Source organism: Streptomyces sp. NPDC050534, assembly GCF_044457745.1.
Classification (GTDB): domain Bacteria; phylum Actinomycetota; class Actinomycetes; order Streptomycetales; family Streptomycetaceae; genus Streptomyces.
The window spans coordinates 462449-483628 of the sequence record NZ_JBITHF010000007.1 but is presented as its reverse complement, the minus strand read 5'-3'; the positions used below and the strand labels follow the sequence as shown (position 1 = coordinate 483628).

Sequence of the window (21180 nt, the reverse complement as noted above, 5' to 3'; positions counted from 1 at the left end):
GTGGAATCCCCCATCTGTTCGTCCACCCTGCCACCTCGCGCGGCCTTGCCGGCCGAGACCTTGGTCACACGGGAAAGGCCCCGGTCTCCCGGGGCCTTCGCACGGTGCCGGACGGCTCAGCGGACGCCGACCGCCGCGAGCGCCTTGCACTGGTGGGCCGTGGGATGTGCCGGGAAGTACAGGTAGCAGACGCCTCCGGTGCCGGAGACGACCTTGCCGCCGGCGTTGTAGCGCTTGGTGCGCAGCCAGATGTTCTCCCACTCGCGCCGCTTGTAGACACGGCGGACCGCCTCGTCGCTCGGCGAGGCCGGGTCGTTGGCGATCACGTCGCCGTCCGCGGTGAAGCCGATGATCGTCATCAGGTGACCCGAGGTGCCGTAACCCGCCCCCGTCAGCTCCTCCTTGAGGAACGACTGGGACGTTATGGCCGGGATGCCGGCCGCGATCAGCGTCTCCAGGTCGGTGAGCGAGCCGAGGCGGGTGACCACGCCCTGCAGCCCCTTGTACGTCGCCGCGTAGGCCGCGTTGAACGGCCAGTTGCCGCAGCCCTCGTACTGGTAGTCGTAGGTGAAGCGGGCGGCGTGGTCGACCTGCGGATCGGCGTAGCTCGGGTCCACCCAGGACAGTTGCTCGGGGGTGAGCCGGCCGCCCCAGTACTCGATGATCATCTGCGAGGAGGTGGGGCTGCACCACGCCTCGCCGCCGTTGTCGTACTCGGGGTACTGGCCCTTGTGGATCTCCTGCGAGTAGCGCGGGACGATCAGCTCCTGGGCGAGGCCGGGCGTCGAGGCCGGGACCGTGAAACGGTCCGGGATGTCGGAGCCCATCGCGCCGAGCCGCCACACCGTGGGCGTGAGCCTGGTGCCCGGCTTGCGGTAGAGGGTGAGGCGGAGGCGGTACGAGACCAGGCGCAGGCCCGTCGTCGCGTCGTCGATCGCGAAGGTGTCCGTCCAGATCGTGCTCTTGCCGTCGGTCTGGCCGTCCACCGAGGTCCGCTTGATGTCCTGGTCGCCGGCCGCCCAGCGGCCCATCACGTACCAGGGGGTCTCCGTGCCGTCGGAATACGTGCCGTGCAGTTCGACCTGGAGCCAGGTGCCGGCCGGGGTGTGCGCGTTCCAGGAGGCGATCGTCTCGGTGGCGGGGACGCGGAGCCTGTGGACGGGGGACGTCCAGGTCGCGTACTCCCAGGTGGCGGTGGTGCCGGTGTGCGGGTCCGTGTAGTCGGTCGTGCCGTCGGGTGCGGCGATCACCACGCCGGGCCGGGCGCCCGCGACGGCGCGGACGCCCTTCGCGGTGCCGGTGCGCCAGTCGTGGTGCGTGGTCCAGGCGCGGTAGTCGACCGGCCGGGCCGGGGCCTCGGCGGCCTCGGCGACGCCGGCGGTGACCACCGGGCCCACCACTGCCGCGGCGACCGCGGCGGCCAGAACGGTTCTGCGGGACGGCTTTTCGGCTCTGCTCATGGGCGGAATGACCCCCAGGTGTCCGAGTCGGTGCGGGTCCGAAGACAGCGTTGCGCCGCGGTGCTTGCTGCGGTGCTTGCTGCGTGTGCGCCAACTATGGCCGCAGGTGGGACGTCCTGCCAGCACTTCGGCTCATGCCACGCCCATGAATATTGGTCTGAACCACTGGCGTGACCTGCTGAACCGTGCGGCCCGGCGGGTCCGCGGGGGCACGCCGGGCACCGGCACTCAGATCAGGTCCATCGCCGCGACCTCGTCCGGGCGGCCGTAGCTGACCGGTCCCTGGAAGCGGCGGCGGGCGGTGGCGAACCACCAGACCGTGGCGACGACCAGGACGACGGCGAGGGCGATCGGCGCGTAGTTGAAGGAGTCGACGGTGATCGGCGAGGCCTGCGGCAGCATGAACAGCAGGCTGCTGAGCATGATCCAGGCCACCGCGACCACGCCCACCGGACGGCCCCAGCGCCCCAGGTGCCACGGCCCCGCCTGGAACTCGTCGCCCAGCCGCAGTCGCAGCAGGATGGGCACGCCGTAGGCGAGGAACAGCCCGACGACGTTGACGCTGACGATCGCGGTGAACGCCGTGTGCGACCACCAGCCGGGCAGGACCAGGGCCAGCGAGCAGACGACCGCGAGCCAGACGGCGTTGACCGGGGTGCGGGTACGGGAGGAGACGGTGTGCCACCAGCGGGAGCCGGGCATCGCGCCGTCGCGGGAGAAGGCGAAGATCTGCCGGGTGTTGCTGGTGAGATTCGCCAGTCCGCAGAAGAGCATCGCGCCGATCACGATCAGCAGGAGCGCCTTGGCGGTGGTGAGACCGAGCCCCTCTATCAGAATCTGGACGGGCGGAGCGGAGGCGCTCGCCACATGGTCGTAGTCATGAATGCTGTAGACCAACGCGAGCATGAGGATCAGCCCGGTGATCGCCGAGTATCCGATCGCCCGCGTGATCCCCTTCGGGGCGTTGACCGTGGCGCGCACCGTTTCCTCGGACATGTGGAAGCTGCCGTCGAAGCCGGTGAAGGTCCAGCTGGTGACGAGGAGGCCGAGCATGCCGCCGTAAATCCCGCTCGTGAAACCGGTGTTGTTCGCGAAATGCGTGACGAAGGACGCCGACCGGTGCTGGTCGGGACCGACGGTCAGGGCGCCCACGATCACCACGAGCCCGATCAGCAGCCACCATACGGAGATCCGGTTGAGCAGGGCGACCAACTGGACGGTGTAGGTGTTGGCCAGCCCCTGGAGCACGATGATCAGGGCCGTGATCAGCACGGTCTGGTGGGCGGTCGGCACGTACGACGGCCATTGCAGGGCGACGAAGGCCTGGATGAAGGTGGCGGCGGCGTAGCCGGTGGCCGCCGTGCCGCCTATCTGGCCCACGAAGTTCAACCAGCCCGTGTACCAGGACCAGGCGCCCTTGTGGCGTCTGGCGAGTTTGCCCGCGGAGAAATACAGCGCACCGCTCGTCGGATAGGCGGAGGCGACTTCCGCCATCGCGAGACCCACGAAGAGCACCATGACGGAGACGCCGATCCAGCCGAACACCAGAATGCGGGGACCGCCGGCATTCATACCGAATCCGAAACTCGAGAAGATGCCCGATATGATGTTGATGATGGTGAACGAGATGGCGAAATTGTCGAACGCCTTGAAGCGGCGGGTGAGTTTTCTCGGATAACCCATCGCGTGGAGAGTGGCGTCGTCGTCCAGCTCAGTCGGTTCTGCCGTGCGTTCTGACACGTGCCGGCCTTTCTCTCTATGGGGGGACGGGGAGGCCGCAGGCGCGGCGGGCTCGGGACAGCTGCTCGGCCGGCTCACCGAAGGCGGACCAGGGCATCCGGGAGGCGTACGGGCCCGTCGCCGCGAAGACCGCACGCGCCTCGAACTCGCACTTGCCCATGACCAGCGCGTGCGCGAGGTAGGCGAGGTCGAGCACCGGGGTGAAGCGGTAACCCGTGGCCGCGGGCAGCCAGTTCTGGTAGATCGCGAGGGCTGTGGAGCGCCACTGGGGCTGTTCCCAGATGCTGTCGGCGAGCAGCTGGGCCGGGTTGTAGCTCTCGACGAGGGCGACGAGCGGCAGCAGGCGCAGCGGGGAGTCGGCGGGTGCGCGCTGGCCGAGGAAGGCGGCGACGTCCCAGGCGGCGTTCACCGAACCGCCGTTGCGGCTGAAGAAGCAGGCCAGGAAACGGTGGTGGGCCTCGCGGTGCCACGGGTCGAGGGACAGGATGTGCGCGAACAGCCGCCACGGGCCGGGCGGTGCGGTAAGCAGTCCCCGCGGGGCGGGGTCGCTCAGCCGGTGCAGCCGGGCCATGGCCAGCCGGGCCGTCCAGGGCGTGGGGTCGCGCGGGTCCGCCGTGGCCGCCCGGTCGCAGGCCGCGAGCGCGATCCGCTCCAGCGCCTTGGCCCGCTCGTCGCGCGTGTCGGCCGCGCGCACCGCCCGCAGCACCGCCACCCGGGCCCACAGCAGCGCGGCCTCGGGGCTCGGCTCCTCGTCCAGCCAGCGCTCGGTGAGGTCGGAGTCGGCGGCCTCCGAAGCGAGCACCAGGGAGCGGTGGGCCCGCAGCCCCGCGTCCCCGCGCGTTTCGACGAGGGCTTCGTGGGCACTGCGGTAGCGGCCGGCCCGTACGTCGACGCATACATTCGCAAGCAGCCGGTCGTCCGCCGCCGGATGCCACACATACTGCCCCTCGAATAACCCGGCGGCCATCTGCTCCTGTCTCCCCGTACGACGCCTCGCAGTTGCGCACCCGTACCTTACTCAGCGGCGAGCGCAACCGGAACGCGGTTATCGACATGGCGTGCCGCGGTTATCGGACCGGAATAACACTGGCTGACGACCAGCCAACAACTAGTTCAACGTCGCACTATTTCCGCCCCGCCCATTCGCCCCGGTTTCACCCACCACTAGAATGTTCCCGCCGAATATGCCCAGCCTGCACCGCCCGGAGGAAACGACCATTCACACGCTCGCCTCCCGGCTCCGCCGCCTCCCGCCGTCCTGCGGCCCGGTCCGCCTGGTCGGCGTCGACGGGCACGCCGGCTCCGGAAAGTCCACGTTCGCCGGGCAGTTGGCCCACGCACTCGGCGGGGCGCCCGTGCTGCGCCTCGACGACATCGCCAGCCACGACGAGCTGTTCGAGTGGACCGGCCGGCTGCTGGCCCAGGTGATCAGGCCGCTCGGCCGCGGCGAGAGCGCCCGCTACGCCCCCTACGACTGGCACGCCCGCGCCTTCGGGCCGCCCCGCGACCTCCCGGCGGCGCCGGTGGTCCTGATCGAGGGCGTCGGCGCGGGCCGCCGCGCCCTGCGCCCGTATCTCGCGGCGCTGCTGTGGATGGAGTTGCCGCACGAGGAGTCCTGGACGCGTGGACGGCGGCGGGACGGGGAGGAGCAGCGGGAGTTCTGGGCCGGGTGGGTCAGGGCGGAACGACGACACTTCGCCGAAGACCCCTCGAGGCCCTTCGCCGACCTCCTGGTGCGGCAGTTGGAGAAGGGGTACGAGGTGCTCCCGGGGCCCGCGAAGACCTTTGGACCGGACCAGTCGCTCACGCACGGTGACGGACCAACGGCAGTGTGCTGAACTTGTGAAGACCATCCCCGGGGAAGTTCCCGGAGTGCCCCAACTCCGCTTGACCGGGGGGCCGTACAGGTCTTACGTTCTCAATGTGTGGCCCTCCGAGGCCACCCGCAGACGCGAAGCCCCCGGTTGTTCCCCCGTGATCGGGGGCTTCGTTCTGCCCTCACCCCACTTTTCCGGACGCTCCGAGGTGTGATTCGCTCACCCACGGTCACCGTCCGAAGTGCGCCCCATCTGCTCCCACCTCGTCAAACGGCCCGTGCGGCACCCTTCGGCGGGCGACACCGGCGCAGGTACGATGCCTTCGGTGCGACCTGACGGACGGCTGCGCGCACCACAACTCCGGTCCGCGGTACGGCGGTTCGATCAAGGCGGCCGTCGCAACGACGGTCCGGCGGTCAACCGACGGGGGCACGGTTTGTGGGGGACGTGATGGACTTCGGCACGCAGGGCCCCGAGGCCCCGGCCGACCTCGCCTGGCTGCGGGGTGTGGATGCCTACACCATGGGCGCCTATCCGCAGGCGGAGGAGGAGTTCCGGGCCGCGGTCCGGATGGATCCGGGCATGGCCGACGGCTGGCTCGGACTGCACGCGCTGCGCGTGGACACGACGACCGCGCTGTTACGGATGTTCCGGCACCGGGACCGCTTCGGCGAGCAGCGTGCCCGGCACCGCCGCTCCCTCAACTCCTGGTACTGGCTGGGCTGGTGGGTGCAGCCCGTGCTGGAGAGCCCGCGCGATCTGCTGCTCGCGCACGCCTCCCACTGGCTGGACGGCCGCCATGTCCCGGAACTGGACCGGGCGCTGGCCGGCCTGCCGCCCGTGGACGCCGACCCACAGGTGCGCTTCCTGCACGCCTGCCGCGCCTATCTCGTCAAGGACTGGGACCAGCTCGTCCGGCACACCGACCCGCTGATCGAGGACCCGCTGCTCGGCATCGAGGCGGGCCTGTTCGGCGGCATGGCGCGGGTGCGCCTGGAGATGTACGGACAGGCCGAACCCCTTCTCGCCGCCGCTCTGATGCGCTGCCGCAGCGAGCAGCCGCAGCGCAAGGAGCTGCGCTACTGGCTGGCGCGGGCGCACGAGGGCACGGGCCGCTCGGCCGCCGCACTCCCCCTGTACCGCGCCGTGCACCGCGTCGACCCCGCCTTCATGGACACCTCGGCCCGGCTCGCGGCGATCGCCGAGGGCGACGGCTACGACGAGGCCACCGACCTCGCGGCGATCACGCTCTCCGGCGGACAGGACGCCCTGGAGGGCCCCGACACGCTGGATCCGCTCTTCGGCGTGGACGGCCGGGACCTGAGGCTGCCCGACTCCGACCTCCCGCCGGTCGGCCCGCTCCCGTCGGCGATCGACCCGGCGGTGCGCCAGAAGACCGGCCCCGCCGGGTCTCCGCTGCCCGCGGGCCCCACGGACTCCCTGCTGCTGGAGGAGGCGCTCGCCGAGCTGGAGGGCATGGTGGGCCTGGAGCCGGTCAAGCGCCAGGTCAAGGCACTGTCGGCGCAGCTGAACATGGCGCGGCTGCGTGCGCACCAGGGCCTGCCCGTCCAGCCTCCGAAGCGGCACTTCGTCTTCTCCGGCCCCTCCGGAACGGGCAAGACCACCGTGGCCCGCATCCTCGGCCGCGTCTTCTACGCCCTCGGCCTGCTCGGCGGCGACCACCTCGTCGAGGCCCAACGCGCCGATCTGGTGGGCGAGTACCTCGGCCAGACGGCGGTGAAGGCCAACGAGCTGATCGACTCCGCGATCGGCGGCGTGCTCTTCGTCGACGAGGCGTACTCGCTCTCCAACTCCGGCTACGGCAAGGGGGACGCGTACGGCGACGAGGCGCTGCAGGTGCTGCTGAAGCGGGCCGAGGACAACCGCGATCACCTGGTGGTCATCCTGGCGGGCTACCCGGAGGGCATGGACCGCCTCCTGGCCGCCAACCCGGGCCTGTCCTCCCGGTTCACCACCCGCGTCGACTTCCCGTCCTACCGCCCGCTCGAACTCACCTCGATCGGCGAGGTGCTGGCCGCGGAGAACGGCGACGTGTGGGACGAGGAGGCCCTCGACGAGCTGCGGTCGATCGCCGGGCACGTGGTGGACCAGGGATGGATCGACGAGCTCGGCAACGGCCGGTTCCTGCGGACGCTGTACGAGAAGAGCTGCGCCTACCGGGACCTTCGGCTGTCCACGTATCCGGGAGCGCTGTCCCGTGACGACCTTTCCACCCTGCGGCTGCCGGACCTGATGCAGGCGTACGGCGAGGTGCTGTCGGGCCGGGGGCCGCAGGACCCGTCGCCGATGTGACGGACCCGCGGCCCCGGCCCCCGGTGTCAGCCGGTCAGCGCGCTCTCCGGCTCTCCGCTGGAGCGCGGCTCGGTCACCTTCACCGGCGGCACGTCGCGGTGCGCCGGGTCGGTGACCTCGCCGACCAGCAGTTCCAGGACGTCCTCCAGGGCGACCAGGCCCAGCACCCGGCCGGACGCGTCGGCCACCTGGGCCAGATGCGTGGCGGCCCGGCGCATGACCGTCAGGGCGTCGTCCAGCGGGAGTTCGGAGCGCAGGGTCGTCATGGGCCGCCACAGCTGCTGCGGCACCGCCCGGTCGGAGTCCTCCAGGTCCAGCACGTCCTTCACGTGCAGGTAGCCCATGAAGGCGCCGTTCTCCGCCGCTATCGGGAAGCGGGAGTAGCCGGTGTGCGCGGTGAGCTCGACGATCCGGCCCGGCGTGACCGACGGCGGGACCGTCACCAGGGACTCCCGCCCCAGGAGCACGTCCGTCACCGGGCGGGAGCCCAGTTCCAGGGCGTCCTCGAGGCGTTCCTGCTCCTCGGGGTCGAGCAGGCCCGCCTGCCCGGAGTCCTCCACCAGCCGGTTGAGCTGCTCGCTGGTGAAGACGGCCTCGATCTCGTCCTTCGGCTCGACCCGGAACAGCCGCAGCACGCCCTTCGCGCAGGCGCCGAGGGAGACGGTGATCGGCCTGCACAGGCGGGCGAAGGCGACCAGGCCGGGGCTGAGCCACAGCGCGGCCTTCTCCGGCGCCGCCATCGCCAGGTTCTTCGGGACCATCTCGCCGATGACGAGGTGGAAGAAGACCACGGCGGCGAGCGCGATGACGTAACCCAGCGGGTGGATCACCCCGTCCGGGAGGTGGATCCACTCGAAGACCGGCTCCAGCAGGTGCGCGACGGTCGGTTCGGCGACCGCGCCGAGGGTCAGCGAGCAGACGGTGATGCCGAACTGGGCCGCGGCCATCATCTGCGGCAGCCGCTCCAGGCCGTACAGGACCTGGCGGGCCCGGGCCGTGCCGAGTGGTTCGATCTGGCTGCGGCGCACGGACACGAGCGCGAACTCGGCGCCGACGAAGAAGCCGTTGGCGAGCACGAGGAGGCCGGCGAACAGGAGTTGGAGCACGCTCATCGGGCCACCTCCACGACCGGACCGGTCCGGACCAGCCGGACCCGTTCGGCTCGGTAGTGGCCCACACGGCGCACGGTCATCCGCCAGCCCGGCAGCTCGGCCTTGTCGCCGACGGCCGGGATCCGGCCCAGCCGGTCGGCGACCAGACCGGCGACGGTCTCGTACGGCCCCTCGGGCACGTCGAGGCCTATGCGCTGGAGGATGTCGACGCGGCAGCTGCCGTCTGCGTCCCAGGCGGGCCTGCCCTCCTCCGGCGGAGCGGCGGCGAGCTCGGGCACGTCCTGCCCGTCGTGCTCGTCGCGGACCTCGCCGACGATCTCCTCGACGATGTCCTCCAGCGTCACGACACCCGCCGTGCCGCCGTACTCGTCGACGACGACCGCGATGGGCTGCTCGCTGCGCAACTGGGCCAGCAACGGCTGGACCGGCAGCGTCTCGGGGACCAGCAGGGCCGGGCGGGCGATGCGGCCCACGGGCGTGCGCAGCCGGTCGCGCGCCGGGACGGCCAGGGCGTCCTTGAGGTGGACCATGCCCACGACCTCGTCGATCCGCTCCCGGTAGACCGGGAAACGGGACAGGCCGGTGGCCCGGGTGAGGTTGACCACGTCCTCGGCGGTCGCCGACGACTGCAGGGCGCTGACCTTCACCCGCGGCGTCATGACGTGCTGCGCGGTCAGTTCGCCGAGCGACAGCGTCCGTACGAAGAGGTCGGCCGTGTCCTGCTCCAGGGCGCCGGCCTGCGCGGAGTGCCGGGCCAGCGAGACGAGCTCGCCGGGTGTCCGGGCGGAGGCCAGCTCCTCGGCGGGCTCGACGCCCAGGGCGCGCACCAGCCGGTTGGCCACCGTGTTCAGCGCGGCGATGACCGGGCGGAACAGGCGGGCGAAGACGTACTGCGGGCCGGCGACGAAACGCGCGACCTGCATCGGCCTGGAGACCGCCCAGTTCTTGGGCACGAGTTCGCCGATCACCATCTGCACGGCGGAGGCCAGCAGCATGCCGGCGATCACCGCGACACCGGGGACGGCGCCGTGCGGGATGCCGATCGCGCTGAACGGCCCGTGCAGCAGCCGCGCCAGGGCCGGCTCGGCGAGCATGCCGACGACCAGGGAGGTGATGGTGATGCCGAGCTGGGTGCCGGAGAGCTGGAAGGACAGCTCCCGGAGCGACTCGGCGACCCGGTGGGCCCGCTTGTCACCCTCGGCGGCCGCCTTCTCGGCGTCCGTCGCCTCGACCGTGACCAGGCCGAACTCCGCGGCCACGAAGAAGCCGTTGGCGAGGATGAGCAGGAATGCCGCTGCGAGAAGCAGCAGGGAGGTGGTCATGATGCCGCCGCCTCGTTAGGGCGTGAGGGGGCGGCGCAGGTACTGCCGGACGATCCGTCCATCGCTGGAGGGAATCACTCCTCGGGTAGCAGGGGACCGCCGAGGGCCGGTGAAGACCGGCCGGAATCATCGGCGGCGGGGGCGCAACGACAACGCCTCCGACAACAGATTAATCAAGACAGGGGGCAGTACGTCAGGGTGGACGTCCCCGAGTCGGCCCGGAAACCGCCGGGGGTCAGCCCTGGCGCTGCTCGGGATCGCGGATGGAACGGGCCTCGGCGAGCGCGCGCAGCGTGCGTGCGTCGGCGATGGCACGCTCCTTGGCGATGCCGGGCTGGATGCCGAGCGCCGGCAGGCTGGTGCCGTCGCTGAGGTTGAGGAACACCCAGGGATCGCCGGGACGCAGGTTCACCTGCACGATCTCGGCCCACTCCAGGTGCCGCCGACCGGCGATGTTGACGACGGTGACGCCGGACTCGTCGGCGACGACCTTCACCCGGGCCAGCACGGCGAGCACGCCGAAGAGGAGCGCGCCCGTGACGACGAAGCTCAGGCGCTCGCCGGGGCCGAGCGGCTCCAGCATCAGCGCGACCACCGTGATCACGACGAAGATCACGGCACCGGAGGTGAGCAGGACGGCCCGGGTGCGGCCCGGCCGGAACGTGACGGGGAGAGCGGGCAGTTCGGACATCTCTGTGCGCCCCTCAGAGACGGCAGGCGTGGATGGCCGTGGTCAGGATGGCCCGGGCGCCGATCGCGTACAGGTCGTCCATGATGCGCTGGGCGTCCCGGGTGGGGACCATGGCGCGGACGGCGACCCAGCCCTCATTGTGCAGCGGGGAGATGGTCGGGGACTCCAGACCCGGGGTCAGGGCCACGGCCTTCTCCAGCTGCTCGACGCGGCAGTCGTAGTCCATCATCACGTACGTCCGGGCCACCAGGACACCCTGGAGACGGCGCAGAAACTGCTGGACCTTCGGCTCGGCGGCCTCCTCGGCGTCCACGCCGGTGCGGCGGACGACGACGGCCTCGGACTTCATGATCGGCTCGCCGAAGACCTCCAGACCCGCGTTGCGCAGCGAGGTGCCGGTCTCGACGACGTCGGCGATGACCTCGGCGACACCGAGCTCGATGGCCGTCTCCACCGCGCCGTCGAGGTGGACCACGGAGGCGTCGACGCCGTGCTCGGCGAGGTGGCCCTCGACGATGCCCTCGTAGGAGGTGGCGACGGTGCGGCCCTTGAGGTCCTCCAGGCCGTTCGCCGTGCCCGGCTTGGCCGCGAAGCGGAAGGTCGAGCGGGCGAAGCCGAGCGGCAGGATCTCCTCCGCGTCGGCGCCGGAGTCGATCAGCAGATCGCGGCCGGTGATGCCGATGTCGAGCTTGCCGGAGGAGACGTAGATCGCGATGTCCCGGGGGCGGAGGTAGAAGAACTCGACCTCGTTCGTCGGGTCGACGATCCGCAGTTCCTTGGACTCCCGGCGCTGCCGGTAGCCGGCCTCATGCAGCATCTCCGCCGCAGGGCCTGACAGGGAACCCTTGTTGGGGACGGCGATGCGCAGCATGAGGTCGGCTTCCTTCGCGTGATGGGGTGGGTGTCTGAAGCGGGGCGGCTTACAGGTGGGCGTAGACGTCGTCCAGGGAGATCCCTCGGGCGACCATCATCACCTGGACGTGGTACAGCAGCTGCGAGATCTCCTCGGCAGCCGCCTCCTTGCCCTCGTACTCGGCGGCCATCCAGACCTCGGCGGCCTCTTCGACGACCTTCTTGCCGATGGCATGGACGCCCTTGCCGACCAGTTCCGCGGTGCGGGAGGAGGCGGGGTCACCGTGCGCGGCCTTGTGCTGGAGCTCGGTGAAGAGCTCCTCGAACGTCTTCTTGGACATGATGACGCTCAGCCTATGCCACGCGGGCTCTGCGTCAGCGCCACGGTTCAGATACTGAGCGGAGGGTGGCCGCGGTAGCCACCGCCGCCGTCACCGCCTCGTGCCCCTTGTCCTCGTTGGAGCCCGCCAGACCGGCGCGGTCCAGGGCCTGCTCCTCGGTGTCGCAGGTGAGCACGCCGAAGCCGACGGGGACGCCGGTGTCGACGGACACCTGGGTCAGGCCCTGGGTCACGCCCTGGCACACGAACTCGAAGTGGGGGGTGCCGCCGCGGATGACGACGCCCAGGGCGACGATCGCGTCGTAGCCGCGGCCCGCGAGGACCTTGGCGACCACCGGGAGCTCCCAGCTGCCGGGGACCCGCAGCAGGGTCGGCTCGTCGATCCCCAGGTCGTGCAGGGCGCGCAGGGCGCCGTCCACCAGGCCGTCCATCACCTTTTCGTGCCACTGCGCCGCGATGACGGCGACCCGCAGGTCCCCGACGTTCCGTACCGACAGCTCCGGTGCGCCCTTGCCGCTCACGTTCCCGTGTCTCCTCTGTGCCTTCTCAGGATCTCTTACTGGTTGCCGCAGGTGGACACGGGAGCCGTGTCCAGCCAGGGCAGGTCGTGCCCCATCCGGTCCCGCTTGGTGCGCAGGTAGCGGAGGTTGTGCTCGCCCGCCTGTACGGGCATCGGCTCCCGGCCGGTGACCTTGAGCCCGTGGGCGACGAGCGCGTCGGTCTTGTCGGGATTGTTGGTCATCAGGCGGACGCTGTGCACGCCGAGGTCCTCCAGGATCTGGGCGCCCGCGCCGTAGTCCCGGGCGTCGGCGGGCAGGCCGAGCTCGAGGTTGGCGTCGAGGGTGTCGCGGCCACGCTCCTGGAGCTCGTACGCGCGCAGCTTGGACAGCAGCCCGATGCCGCGGCCCTCGTGACCGCGCAGATAGACCACCACTCCCCTGCCCTCGGCCTGGATGCGCTTGAGGGAGGCTTCCAGCTGCGGGCCGCAGTCGCAGCGCAGGGAGGCGAAGATGTCGCCGGTCAGGCACTCGGAGTGGACGCGGACCAGGACGTCCTCGCCGTCGCCGATCTCGCCGTGGACGAGCGCGACGTGCTCCACGCCGTCGACGGTGGAGCGGTAGCCGTAGGCCGTGAACTCGCCGTGCTTGGTGGGCAGTTGGGTCTCGGCCTCACGGCGGACGGTGGGTTCGGCGGTACGGCGGTAGGCGATCAGGTCCTCGATGGAGATGATCGTCAGGCCGTGCTTGCGGGCGAACGGGATCAGCTCGGGCAGCCGCAGCATGCGGCCGTCCTCGCCGGCGATCTCGACGATGGCGCCGGCCGGGCGGAGCCCCGCGAGCCGAGCGAGGTCGACGGCCGCCTCGGTGTGGCCGTCGCGGGTCAGGACGCCGCCGGCCCGGGCGCGCAGCGGGAAGATGTGGCCCGGGCGCACGAGGTCGGACGGCTCGGCGTCGCCGCTCGCGAGCAGCTGGAGCGTGGTGGCGCGGTCGGCGGCCGAGATGCCGGTGGTGACACCGTGCGCACCGGAGGCGTCGACGGAGACCGTGAACGCGGTCTTCATCGACTCGGTGTTGTCCTCGACCATCTGCGGCAGCTCGAGCCGGTCCAGCTCCTCGCCCTCCATGGGGGCGCAGATCAGGCCGCGGCACTCGCTCATCATGAAGGCGACGATCTCGGGGGTGACCTTCTCGGCGGCGACGACGAGGTCGCCCTCGTTCTCGCGGTCCTCGTCGTCGACCACCACGATGGGGCGGCCGGCCGCGATGTCGGCGATGGCCTGCTCGATGGGGTCGAGGGACCAGTCCTCGATGCCGTCGGTGCTGTACAGAACGGGTGCCGAGGTCATGCCGGCGCTCCTTCCAGGACGGGCTGCGGCGCCCTGCGGGAGCGCAGCCACCAGTCGCGCATGCCCCACAGGACGAGTGCGCCGTAGATGACGTAGACGAAGCCGGAGAAGGCGTAGCCGTTGGCGAAGTTGAGGGGGACGCCGACGACGTCCACCAGGAGCCAGGCGATCCAGAACTCGACCATGCCGCGCGCCTGCGCGTACATGGCGACGACGGTGCCGACGAAGATGTAGGCGTCGGGCCAGGGGTCCCAGGACAGGGACGGGTACGCCTTGAAGAGCAGGGCGACCACGACCGTGCCGGCCGCGGCGGCGGCGATCATCGCGCCGCGCTCGCGCCAGGTGGCGAACCGCGGGGTGATGTGGCCGTCCTCCGCCTGGCCCTTGTTGCGGTTCCACTGCCACCAGCCGTACAGGGCGACGACCATGACGACGGTCTGCTTGCCCGCGCTGCCGGCGAGGTGGCCGTAGAAGGCGACGAAGAGGACCAGGCCGGACAGGAACTGCACCGGCCAGGTCAGCAGGGAGCGGCGCCAACCCAGGGCGAGGGCGATCAGGCCGAGGACGTTGCCGATCATGTCCGACCGGATGATGCGCTGGCCGAGAAGGGTGAACGCCTCGGAGTTCAGCCAGTTCACCGGGCCACCCCCTGGCTGCTTCCGAGCAGGCGCTCGACGTACTTGGCGACGACGTCCACCTCGAGGTTGACCGGGTCGCCGGGCTGCTTGTGGCCGAGCGTGGTCAGGGCGAGGGTGGTCGGGATGAGGCTGACCGTGAAGTAGTCCGGGCCGGCCTCCACCACGGTGAGGCTGATGCCGTCGACCGTGATCGAGCCCTTCTCGACGACGTAGCGGGTCAGGTCCGCGGGGAGGGAGACCTTCACGATCTCCCAGTGCTCGGAGGGCTTGCGCTCCAGGATCTCGCCCGTGCCGTCGACATGGCCCTGGACGATGTGACCGCCGAGGCGGGCGCCCACGGCCATGGGGCGCTCGAGGTTGACGCGGGAGCCGACGGCGAGTGCGCCGAGGCTGGAGCGGTCGAGGGTCTCCGCCATGACGTCGGCGGTGAACTCGTCGCCCTCGTGGTCGACGACGGTGAGACAGACCCCGTTCACGGCGATGGAGTCGCCGTGCTTCGCGCCGTCGGTGACGACGGGACCACGCAGCCGGAAGCGGGAGGCGTCGCCGAGGTTCTCGACGGCCGTGATCTCGCCCAGCTCTTCGACGATTCCGGTGAACACTTCCCGGGTCCTCCCTCTTCGGGCACGGACTCCGGGGCCTGTCGATGACGACAGAATGAACGAGCAAGGACACCGGGGGCGACGCCGGACACGCTCGTCCCGCAGGACGAAGCCGATACGGCGGCGCGCACGAATGCCCGCCCGCCGCGCACTGCCTCCCATCCGGACTTTAACCGTCGGTCCAGGAATTTCACCTGGTCAACCGGCCGCTGGAAGCGGCCGGGTCGCGGACTGTAACCGCCGGTTCGGACTTTCACCGACCCCGGAGTGCGCTGCTTCTGGTACAGAGCCAGTGTGCCACGCCTGATCGAGGTCCATACGGGCGGCCGGTGTGCGTTGGCTCACAGGACGTGACGGTGGACTTCTCAACTGGCCTGATCTGCTGGATCCTTTGGTCTAGTCCTTTTGACTCCACGATCCGGTCCGGCGGTGGTGACGACGGCCCTTGCCCGCCGCCGGGCCTTCAACTGCCGGGCCGGGCCGCTCTGGCAGGGTGGTGGCCATGAGCAGCGCGATCGCCGACGAGTTCGAGACCCACCGCCCCCGGCTGTTCGGTCTCGCCTACCGCATGCTCGGCTCGGCCGACGAGGCGGAGGACACGGTCCAGGACGCGTATCTGCGCTTCAGCGGGGCGGATCGCGCGGATATCGAGCACCCCGCGGCCTGGCTCGCCAAGGTCGTCACCAACCTCTGCCTCAACCGGCTGACCTCGGCGCGGGCCCGGCGTGAGAGCTATGTGGGGGTCTGGCTGCCGGAGCCGGTGGTCACCTCGGACGGGACGCTCGGCCCCCTGGAGTCGGCCGAGCAGCGCGAGGCGGTGTCGCTCGCGATGCTGGTCCTGCTGGAGCGGCTCTCCCCGACCGAGCGGGCGGTGTACGTGCTGCGCGAGGCCTTCGGGTACGGGCACCGTGAGATCGCCGACGCACTCGACCTGACCGAGGCCAACTCCCGCCAGCTGTACCGGCGTGCGGTACGGCGGGTGAGCGAGGAGCGGCCCCGATTCGAGCCGGTGCCCGAGCAGCAGGAGGAGCTCGTCACCTCGTTCATCACGGCGGCCCGCGACGGCGATCTGGCCGGTCTGGAGAAGCTGCTGACGGCGGACGTGACGTTCTCGAGCGACGGCGGCGGCAAGGTCCGCGCCGCCCTGCGCGCGGTCGAGGGACCCGACAAGGTGGCGCGGCTCGTGGCGGGCGTCGTCGAGCGGTTCACTGCGGGGCTCGCCTTCACGAGGCCCGAGGTCAACGGCGCGCAGGGACTGGCCGTCTGGGACGGCGACGCGCTGTTCGGCATGGTCGCGTTCGAGGTGCGGGACGGTCTGATCTCGCATGTCCGGGCCGTGATGAACCCTGACAAGCTGAACTTCGCGCAACGTCAGCTCACGCACGCGTAGCGATCTGTCACATCGGGGACGGGCTGCCTGGTCTGAGCTGCCGAAGGGCGTTCCACCCGGGAGCGCCCGGCGTCGAAGGAGCTGAACGGCATGACCACGATCCTGGTGACCGGCGGTACCGGAACCCTCGGCCGGCTCGTCACCGAGCGGCTGCGCGCGGACGGTCACGAGGTCAGGGTGCTCAGCCGGCACACACAGCCCTACGCCGTCGACCTGCGCAAGGGCGGTGCCGGTCTGGACGCGGCGCTCGCGGGCGTCGGCACGGTCGTGCACTGCGCGACCACGCAGACCGGCGGGGACGAGAAGGCGGCCCGGAACCTGATCGAGGCGGCACGCCGGGCCGGCGTGGAGCACCTGGTCTACATCTCGATCGTCGGCGTCGACCTGGTGCCGTTCCCGTACTACCGGACCAAGCTCGCGGTCGAGAGGATGATCGAGGAGTCGGGGCTCGGCTGGACGGTGCTGCGCGCGACCCAGTTCCACGACCTGCCGGTGATGATCTTCCGGGCGCTGGCCAAGCTGCCGGTCCTGCTGCTGCCGGCCGGGGTGCGGGACCAGCCGGTCGAGGTGGCCGAAGTGGCCGAGCGGCTGGCCGAGTTGTCGGCACAGGCGCCCGCCGGCCGGGTCGAGGACATGGGCGGACCCGAGATCCGCACCTTCGAGTCGCTGGCCCGCGCCTGGCTGAAGGCGACGGGACGCCGGCGGCCGGTGGTCGGCGTGCCCTTGCCGGGCAAGACGTACCGGGCGTTCCGCGACGGCGGCCATCTGGCCCCGGAACAGGCCACGGGGAAGGGCACGTTCGAGGAGTACCTGAAGCGGGCCTGAGCCTTCCGGCCGAACCGGAGGAACGCGAACTGCACTTTGAGCAGAAGGAGTTCGGGGCGTCCGGGGAGTTCGGGGAGTGGAACGCCCGGCCGGGACCTACCGCTCCGGAGGTGCGAACAGCTCCTCCTGGGCGCGGTCCCGGGCGGTGAGCAGCGCACCGCGCAGCACGGCGCCGCCGCCGAGGGTGCTCGGCCGGACCTCCGTGCCGAGCGGTGTCATCCGGCGGACGCGCTCCGCCACCCGCCGGGCGAGCTCCTCGCCGCCGGCCTGTCCGACCTCGCCGCCGAGCACGACGCATCCGGGGTCGAGGATCGCCACGACGGAGGCCACCCCCACGGCGAGGCGGTCGGCGAGGGCGTCGAGGAAGCGCCTGGCGTCCTCGCCCCGGGCCGTAGTCGTAGTCGTGGCCGAAGTCGTGACCGTGGTCGTAGACGTGGACGCGGCCGTCCGCGCCGCCTCGCGCACCACGCCTGCGGCGGCCGGCTGCTCGGCCGCGTCCGCGGTCGTCAGCCCGTGCTCCCCCGCCAGTTGCACGATCGCGGCCGACCCGGCCAGGGAGTGGAAGCCGCCGTCGCAGTCGGTCGCCGACGGCAGGCCGGCCGTCCCCGGCACCGGCAGGAACCCGATCTCGCCCGTGCCGCCGGAGGCCCCGCGGCGCAGGGCGCCGTCCAGCACCACGGCGGCGCCCGTGCCATGGCTCAGCCACAGCAGGACGAACGTGTCGCGATCGCGGGCCGCGCCTTCGCGCTGCTCGGCCAGGGCCGCGAGGTTGGCCTCGTTGTCGACGCTGACGCGGGCCTCGGGGAACCGGTCCTGGAGGGCGGCGACCAGGCGCCGGTGCCATTCGGGCAGGCCGGAGGAGTCGCGCAGTTCACCGGTGGCCGGGTCGATCAGGCCGGGGGCGCCGATGCCGACGGTGTGCAGGCGCCCCCACGCGCGCGCCCCCTCCCCCGGAGGCGCCCCCGCCACTCCGGCCTCCTTCGCCGCCCGCTCGACCAGGGCGACCGCCTGCTCCACCACGGGCCCGGTCCCCGTCTCGCCGACGATCGGCACCGACGCCTCGGCGAGCACCCGGCCCACCAGGTCGGTCACGACCACCGAGACCCCCTCGGTGCGGACGTCCAGCGCCGCCAGGTGCGAGCGGTCGGCCACGATCCCGTAGAGCCTGGCGTTCGGGCCGCGGCGCTGCTCCCCCGCCTCCCCGACCACGGTGATCAGCCCGGACGCGGTGAGGCGGTCCACCAGGTCGGCGACGGTCGGCCGGGACAGTCCGGTCAGCTGCTTCAACTGCCCCGCCGTCAGCGGGCCCTCCTCCTGGAGCAGGCGCAGGGCGAGCCGGTCGTTGATGGCCCGGGCGGTGCTCGGAGAGGCAGGCATGCCGGGATCCTTCCAGATCGGCGGGACCGCACCGCACGGCGTCCGGCCGCCCGCAAGGCCGAGGAAAGCCCTATCTATCAGGCAGGGTTCCTGATAGTTTACCGGACGCAGGTGGGGAACCTGGGGAACTCGGCAGGACGGGGAGGGGCCGGAGAATGCGTGATGTGGTCTACGACCTGCGCGAGGTGAGGCGCGCCCGGTACGCCGTGGCCGCCGTGTTCGCCGTGCACGGAGCCGTCACGGGCTCGTTCGCGACCCGTGTGCCCTGGGTCCAGGACCACGCCTCGCTGAGCGCGGGCCAGCTCGGCTTCGCCCTCGCCTTCACGGCGTTCGGTGCCTCCTGCTCCATGCCGCTGGCGGGCCGGATCAGTCACCGCTTCGGCAGCCGTACGGCGCTGCGCGGGCTGATCGCGCTCTGGACGCTGTCCCTGATCCTGCCGTCCCTCGCGCCGAACCTGCTCACCCTGTGTCTGTCGATGTTCGTGTACGGCGCGAGCGCGGGCATGGCGGACGTCGCCATGAACGCGCTCGGTGTCGAGGTCGAGCGGATGCTCGGCAAGTCGATCATGTCGGGCCTGCACGGCATGTGGAGCGCGGGCGCCCTGGTCGGGTCGGCGGCCGGCACACTCGCCGCACACCTCGGCGCGGACGCCCGCCTGCACTTCGCGCTGGCCGCGGTGACGCTGACGCTGCTGGGTGTGCTGGCCTGCCGCTGGGTGCTCGACCTGCAGCCCGCCGAGGACGAGGAGCCGCCGCCGCGGTTCGCGCTGCCGCCCAGGTCCGCGCTGCTGATCGGCGCCGTCGGCTTCTGCGCGGTGTTCGCGGAGGGGGCGAGCCTGGACTGGTCCGCGGTCTATCTGCGCGACCGGCTGGAGACCTCGGCGGGTCTCGCGGCCGCGTGCACCACCGGGTTCATGCTCACCATGGCGGTGGCCCGGCTGGTGGGCGACGCGGTGGTCAACCGCTTCGGCGCGGTCCGCACGGTCCGGGCGGGCGGCGCCCTCGCCGTGGCCGGCGGACTGCTGATCGTCGTCGCCGGTCATCCTGCGGTGGCGATGGCCGGGTTCGCGCTGATGGGCCTCGGCATCGCCGTGGTCGTACCGCTCTGCTTCGCGGCGGCCGGGCACAGCGGCCCGAACCCGAGCCAGGCCATCGCGGGCGTCGCGACCATCACCTACACCTCGGGCCTGGTCGCGCCGAGCCTGATCGGCGGGGTGGCCCAGGCCACCAGCCTGACGGTGTCGTTCGTGCTGGTGACGGTCCTGGCCTGCGGACTCGCCGCCTTCGCGGGCGTCCTGCGGTCGGGCGAGCGCAACCGCACGGAGATCGGCCGGCCTAAGGCGGCGGTTCCCGACCCGCGGCCCTGAGGGGGCCGAGGGACTCCCGGGCGCCGGGAAGGAGCGGTGGGGGCGCTCCGCCCGAAGGGAATGCCCGGGAGCCCCGGTCGGTGGGACCTGATCAGCCACTGCCGATCGGTGCGACCTGATCAGCCCGCGATCGAGTCCAGCTGCTCGGCCGCCGGGCGCAGCGCCCAGAGGTCACCGCCGGGCGGTGCCTCGAGTTCGGGGACGGCCTTGCGCGCCGCCTCGTCGCCCGCGTCCGCCGCCGCGTGCACGACGTCGCTCGCCGCGAAGCGGTGGAACTCCAGCTCCGGGTACGTCCAGGAGCCGGCCCCGGTCGCGGCGGGCAGCAGGAAGTCCACGGCCTTGAACAGGCCCTGTCCGTCCGGCCCTTGATAGCCCCACAGGTCGACGCCGACGTGCCGGCCGATGGCCGCGAGCCGTGTGTACGCCACCAGGTCGAAGGTGGAGTAGTGCCAGCTCCGCGTCCGCGCGAGTTCCTGCGGCTGGCTGCCGTCACCGGCGATCTGCGGGTCGATGCGCCTGGCGCGCGCGTCCAGCACGGTCCGCCGGGCCAGTGCCCGGTCGCCGGTCGCGTAGGCGAGGGCGGCGAGCTGCATGTCGTAGAACGTGCCGTGGTTGTTGGCGGCGGCGCCCTCCTGCCGGCCGAAGTCGCTGTTCCTCAGCCAGCCCAGGAAGTCGGTGTTCCACTGCGTCATGCCGCTGCGGTCGGCCTTGGTCCAGCCGGGTGCGCCGCTGCCGAGGACGGCGAGGGCGTCGACGACGCTCGTGTACGACTGCGAGAAGTCGATGATGCCGATGGCCCGGCCGTCGTACTTGCAGGGGATGAACTGCGCGTGGTCGAGGTTCGGGTTCATCCGGGTCGCCGGGTCGAGGAACCAGGTGCGCAGGACCTGGGCCGCCTTCTCGGCGTACTGCCGCTTGCCCGTGTAGTACCAGGCCAGCGACAGGTCGTAGGAGGAGTCGAAGACCTTCTCGACGTCCTGGCGGTCGGTGCCGGAGTCGACTTCGGGGTTGCGTTGTCCATCGCGCTGAACGTAGGGACAGCCCCAGGGGTTGCCGGCCGTCGGGGCCGTGGTGGGCCACCAGTAGGGGGCCTGGCTCAGATAGTCGTGGACGTCTCCGCCGGGTGCCGGCTTCGGCTTGTCCACGACCGTCCAGGGGCCCTGGTCCAGCCAGGCGTCGGCGCGGGCCGTCAAGGTGCGGACGGCGCGGCGCAGTTGTGGATCACCGCGGTCCAGGCGCAGCTTCGTCTGCTGGAGCCGGGCGCCGTCCAGGACGGCGGTGTCGGGCACCCTCGGTGCCGCGTGCGCGGAGGGGACGAGTCCGGCTCCGAGCGTCAGCACCGCGGCCAGCAGGACGCCGGCACGGGATCTTCCACTCATCTGGCACTCCGATCAGCCGTACGGTTGGTCAGGTATGTGAACTGTGTTCATGAGAGGGACCGTGTGAGCGTAGGACGTCCTGGTACCCGTGACAATGGTCCGGACAGGC

Annotated in this window: 19 protein-coding genes and 1 riboswitch; of the genes, 5 read left to right on the top strand and 14 right to left on the bottom strand. The window is 71.4% G+C overall.

Annotated elements, in window-relative coordinates; all coding sequences use genetic code 11:
• Positions 1-116: 116 nt before the first annotated feature.
• From ACIBN2_RS25065 to ACIBN2_RS25055, 3 genes are all read right to left on the bottom strand, one after another.
• A complete protein-coding gene (locus ACIBN2_RS25065) occupies positions 117-1460 on the bottom strand; it encodes a peptidase C39 family protein (RefSeq protein ID WP_399137360.1) in 1344 nt (447 codons plus the stop codon).
• Between the two features lie 228 nt (positions 1461-1688).
• Positions 1689-3143, bottom strand: coding sequence for an amino acid permease (locus ACIBN2_RS25060; RefSeq protein ID WP_399137359.1), 1455 nt, complete (start codon positions 3141-3143; stop codon positions 1689-1691).
• Between the two features lie 73 nt (positions 3144-3216).
• Complete coding sequence (locus ACIBN2_RS25055) at positions 3217-4167, bottom strand: hypothetical protein (RefSeq protein WP_399137357.1); 951 nt, start codon at positions 4165-4167, stop codon at positions 3217-3219.
• A 217-nt stretch (positions 4168-4384) separates the two neighbouring features.
• Between ACIBN2_RS25055 and ACIBN2_RS25050 the strand changes: the two genes are divergently transcribed.
• Positions 4385-5038 carry a uridine kinase gene (locus tag ACIBN2_RS25050; RefSeq protein WP_399137356.1) on the top strand — a complete coding sequence of 218 codons (654 nt, stop codon included), beginning with the start codon at positions 4385-4387 and terminating at the stop codon, positions 5036-5038.
• A 429-nt stretch (positions 5039-5467) separates the two neighbouring features.
• Positions 5468-7330: an AAA family ATPase gene (locus tag ACIBN2_RS25045; RefSeq protein ID WP_399137354.1), complete on the top strand. Its 1863-nt coding sequence runs from the start codon at positions 5468-5470 to the stop codon at positions 7328-7330.
• Between the two features lie 26 nt (positions 7331-7356).
• Here ACIBN2_RS25045 and ACIBN2_RS25040 read toward each other — a convergent pair whose 3' ends face one another.
• The 9 genes from ACIBN2_RS25040 to ACIBN2_RS25000 all read right to left on the bottom strand — a co-directional run bounded on the left by ACIBN2_RS25040 (position 7357) and on the right by ACIBN2_RS25000 (position 14733).
• Positions 7357-8442, bottom strand: a complete 1086-nt coding sequence (locus ACIBN2_RS25040) for a hemolysin family protein (RefSeq protein ID WP_399137352.1) — start codon at positions 8440-8442, stop codon at positions 7357-7359.
• Positions 8439-9764 (bottom strand): hemolysin family protein, encoded by a 1326-nt coding sequence (locus ACIBN2_RS25035; protein ID WP_399137350.1) that lies wholly within the window; start codon positions 9762-9764, stop codon positions 8439-8441. Before ACIBN2_RS25035 ends, ACIBN2_RS25040 begins: the two co-directional genes overlap by 4 nt.
• Positions 9765-9999: 235 nt before the next feature.
• Positions 10000-10455 (bottom strand): PH domain-containing protein, encoded by a 456-nt coding sequence (locus tag ACIBN2_RS25030; RefSeq protein WP_399137349.1) that lies wholly within the window; start codon positions 10453-10455, stop codon positions 10000-10002.
• Positions 10456-10468: 13 nt separating this feature from the next.
• Positions 10469-11326, bottom strand: coding sequence for an ATP phosphoribosyltransferase (hisG, locus tag ACIBN2_RS25025; protein ID WP_399137347.1), 858 nt, complete (start codon positions 11324-11326; stop codon positions 10469-10471).
• Positions 11327-11375: 49 nt separating this feature from the next.
• Positions 11376-11648, bottom strand: coding sequence for a phosphoribosyl-ATP diphosphatase (locus tag ACIBN2_RS25020; RefSeq protein ID WP_028423093.1), 273 nt, complete (start codon positions 11646-11648; stop codon positions 11376-11378).
• A gap of 34 nt (positions 11649-11682) precedes the next feature.
• Positions 11683-12168, bottom strand: a complete 486-nt coding sequence (gene ribH / locus ACIBN2_RS25015; RefSeq protein WP_399137345.1) for a 6,7-dimethyl-8-ribityllumazine synthase — start codon at positions 12166-12168, stop codon at positions 11683-11685.
• Between the two features lie 35 nt (positions 12169-12203).
• On the bottom strand, positions 12204-13493 hold the full coding sequence (locus tag ACIBN2_RS25010) for a bifunctional 3,4-dihydroxy-2-butanone-4-phosphate synthase/GTP cyclohydrolase II (RefSeq protein WP_399137343.1): 1290 nt from the start codon (positions 13491-13493) through the stop codon (positions 12204-12206).
• The gene (gene pnuC / locus ACIBN2_RS25005; RefSeq protein WP_399137342.1) at positions 13490-14131 is read right to left on the bottom strand and encodes a nicotinamide riboside transporter PnuC; all 642 of its coding nucleotides are present in this window, start codon (positions 14129-14131) and stop codon (positions 13490-13492) included. The genes ACIBN2_RS25010 and pnuC overlap by 4 nt, the downstream gene beginning before the upstream one ends.
• The gene (locus ACIBN2_RS25000) at positions 14128-14733 is read right to left on the bottom strand and encodes a riboflavin synthase (RefSeq protein ID WP_399137341.1); all 606 of its coding nucleotides are present in this window, start codon (positions 14731-14733) and stop codon (positions 14128-14130) included. Before ACIBN2_RS25000 ends, pnuC begins: the two co-directional genes overlap by 4 nt.
• Before the next feature lie 144 nt (positions 14734-14877).
• A riboswitch (FMN riboswitch) is annotated at positions 14878-15008 on the bottom strand.
• 227 nt (positions 15009-15235) lie between these two features.
• Between ACIBN2_RS25000 and ACIBN2_RS24995 the strand changes: the two genes are divergently transcribed.
• Positions 15236-16123, top strand: a complete 888-nt coding sequence (locus ACIBN2_RS24995) for an RNA polymerase sigma-70 factor (RefSeq protein ID WP_399137340.1) — start codon at positions 15236-15238, stop codon at positions 16121-16123.
• Positions 16124-16213: 90 nt separating this feature from the next.
• Positions 16214-16948 carry an SDR family oxidoreductase gene (locus ACIBN2_RS24990; RefSeq protein WP_399137338.1) on the top strand — a complete coding sequence of 245 codons (735 nt, stop codon included), beginning with the start codon at positions 16214-16216 and terminating at the stop codon, positions 16946-16948.
• 96 nt (positions 16949-17044) lie between these two features.
• On the opposite strand, the gene ACIBN2_RS24985 is transcribed toward ACIBN2_RS24990, so the two are convergent.
• Complete coding sequence (locus tag ACIBN2_RS24985) at positions 17045-18325, bottom strand: ROK family transcriptional regulator (protein ID WP_399137337.1); 1281 nt, start codon at positions 18323-18325, stop codon at positions 17045-17047.
• A 155-nt stretch (positions 18326-18480) separates the two neighbouring features.
• Here ACIBN2_RS24985 and ACIBN2_RS24980 point away from each other — a divergent pair, with 155 nt between their 5' ends.
• Entirely contained in the window at positions 18481-19692 is a 1212-nt protein-coding gene (locus ACIBN2_RS24980) for an MFS transporter (RefSeq protein ID WP_399137335.1), read from the top strand.
• Positions 19693-19811: 119 nt separating this feature from the next.
• Here the strand turns inward: ACIBN2_RS24980 and ACIBN2_RS24975 are convergent, their stop codons facing one another.
• Complete coding sequence (locus tag ACIBN2_RS24975) at positions 19812-21071, bottom strand: alginate lyase family protein (protein WP_399137333.1); 1260 nt, start codon at positions 21069-21071, stop codon at positions 19812-19814.
• Positions 21072-21180 lie beyond the last annotated feature (109 nt).

Coding starts and splice junctions, on each gene's coding strand:
- ACIBN2_RS25030 (WP_399137349.1), bottom strand. CDS start 10,455: ATGTCCGAACTGCCCGCTCTCCCCGTCACGTTCCGGCCGGGCCGCACC.
- hisG (WP_399137347.1), bottom strand. CDS start 11,326: ATGCTGCGCATCGCCGTCCCCAACAAGGGTTCCCTGTCAGGCCCTGCG.
- ACIBN2_RS24995 (WP_399137340.1), top strand. CDS start 15,236: ATGAGCAGCGCGATCGCCGACGAGTTCGAGACCCACCGCCCCCGGCTG.
- ACIBN2_RS25055 (WP_399137357.1), bottom strand. CDS start 4,167: ATGGCCGCCGGGTTATTCGAGGGGCAGTATGTGTGGCATCCGGCGGCG.
- ACIBN2_RS25065 (WP_399137360.1), bottom strand. CDS start 1,460: ATGAGCAGAGCCGAAAAGCCGTCCCGCAGAACCGTTCTGGCCGCCGCG.
- ACIBN2_RS25040 (WP_399137352.1), bottom strand. CDS start 8,442: ATGAGCGTGCTCCAACTCCTGTTCGCCGGCCTCCTCGTGCTCGCCAAC.
- ACIBN2_RS24990 (WP_399137338.1), top strand. CDS start 16,214: ATGACCACGATCCTGGTGACCGGCGGTACCGGAACCCTCGGCCGGCTC.
- ACIBN2_RS25060 (WP_399137359.1), bottom strand. CDS start 3,143: ATGGGTTATCCGAGAAAACTCACCCGCCGCTTCAAGGCGTTCGACAAT.
- ACIBN2_RS25045 (WP_399137354.1), top strand. CDS start 5,468: ATGGACTTCGGCACGCAGGGCCCCGAGGCCCCGGCCGACCTCGCCTGG.
- ACIBN2_RS24985 (WP_399137337.1), bottom strand. CDS start 18,325: ATGCCTGCCTCTCCGAGCACCGCCCGGGCCATCAACGACCGGCTCGCC.
- ACIBN2_RS24980 (WP_399137335.1), top strand. CDS start 18,481: ATGCGTGATGTGGTCTACGACCTGCGCGAGGTGAGGCGCGCCCGGTAC.
- ACIBN2_RS24975 (WP_399137333.1), bottom strand. CDS start 21,071: ATGAGTGGAAGATCCCGTGCCGGCGTCCTGCTGGCCGCGGTGCTGACG.
- ACIBN2_RS25010 (WP_399137343.1), bottom strand. CDS start 13,493: ATGACCTCGGCACCCGTTCTGTACAGCACCGACGGCATCGAGGACTGG.
- ACIBN2_RS25020 (WP_028423093.1), bottom strand. CDS start 11,648: ATGTCCAAGAAGACGTTCGAGGAGCTCTTCACCGAGCTCCAGCACAAG.
- ACIBN2_RS25035 (WP_399137350.1), bottom strand. CDS start 9,764: ATGACCACCTCCCTGCTGCTTCTCGCAGCGGCATTCCTGCTCATCCTC.
- ACIBN2_RS25050 (WP_399137356.1), top strand. CDS start 4,385: ATGCCCAGCCTGCACCGCCCGGAGGAAACGACCATTCACACGCTCGCC.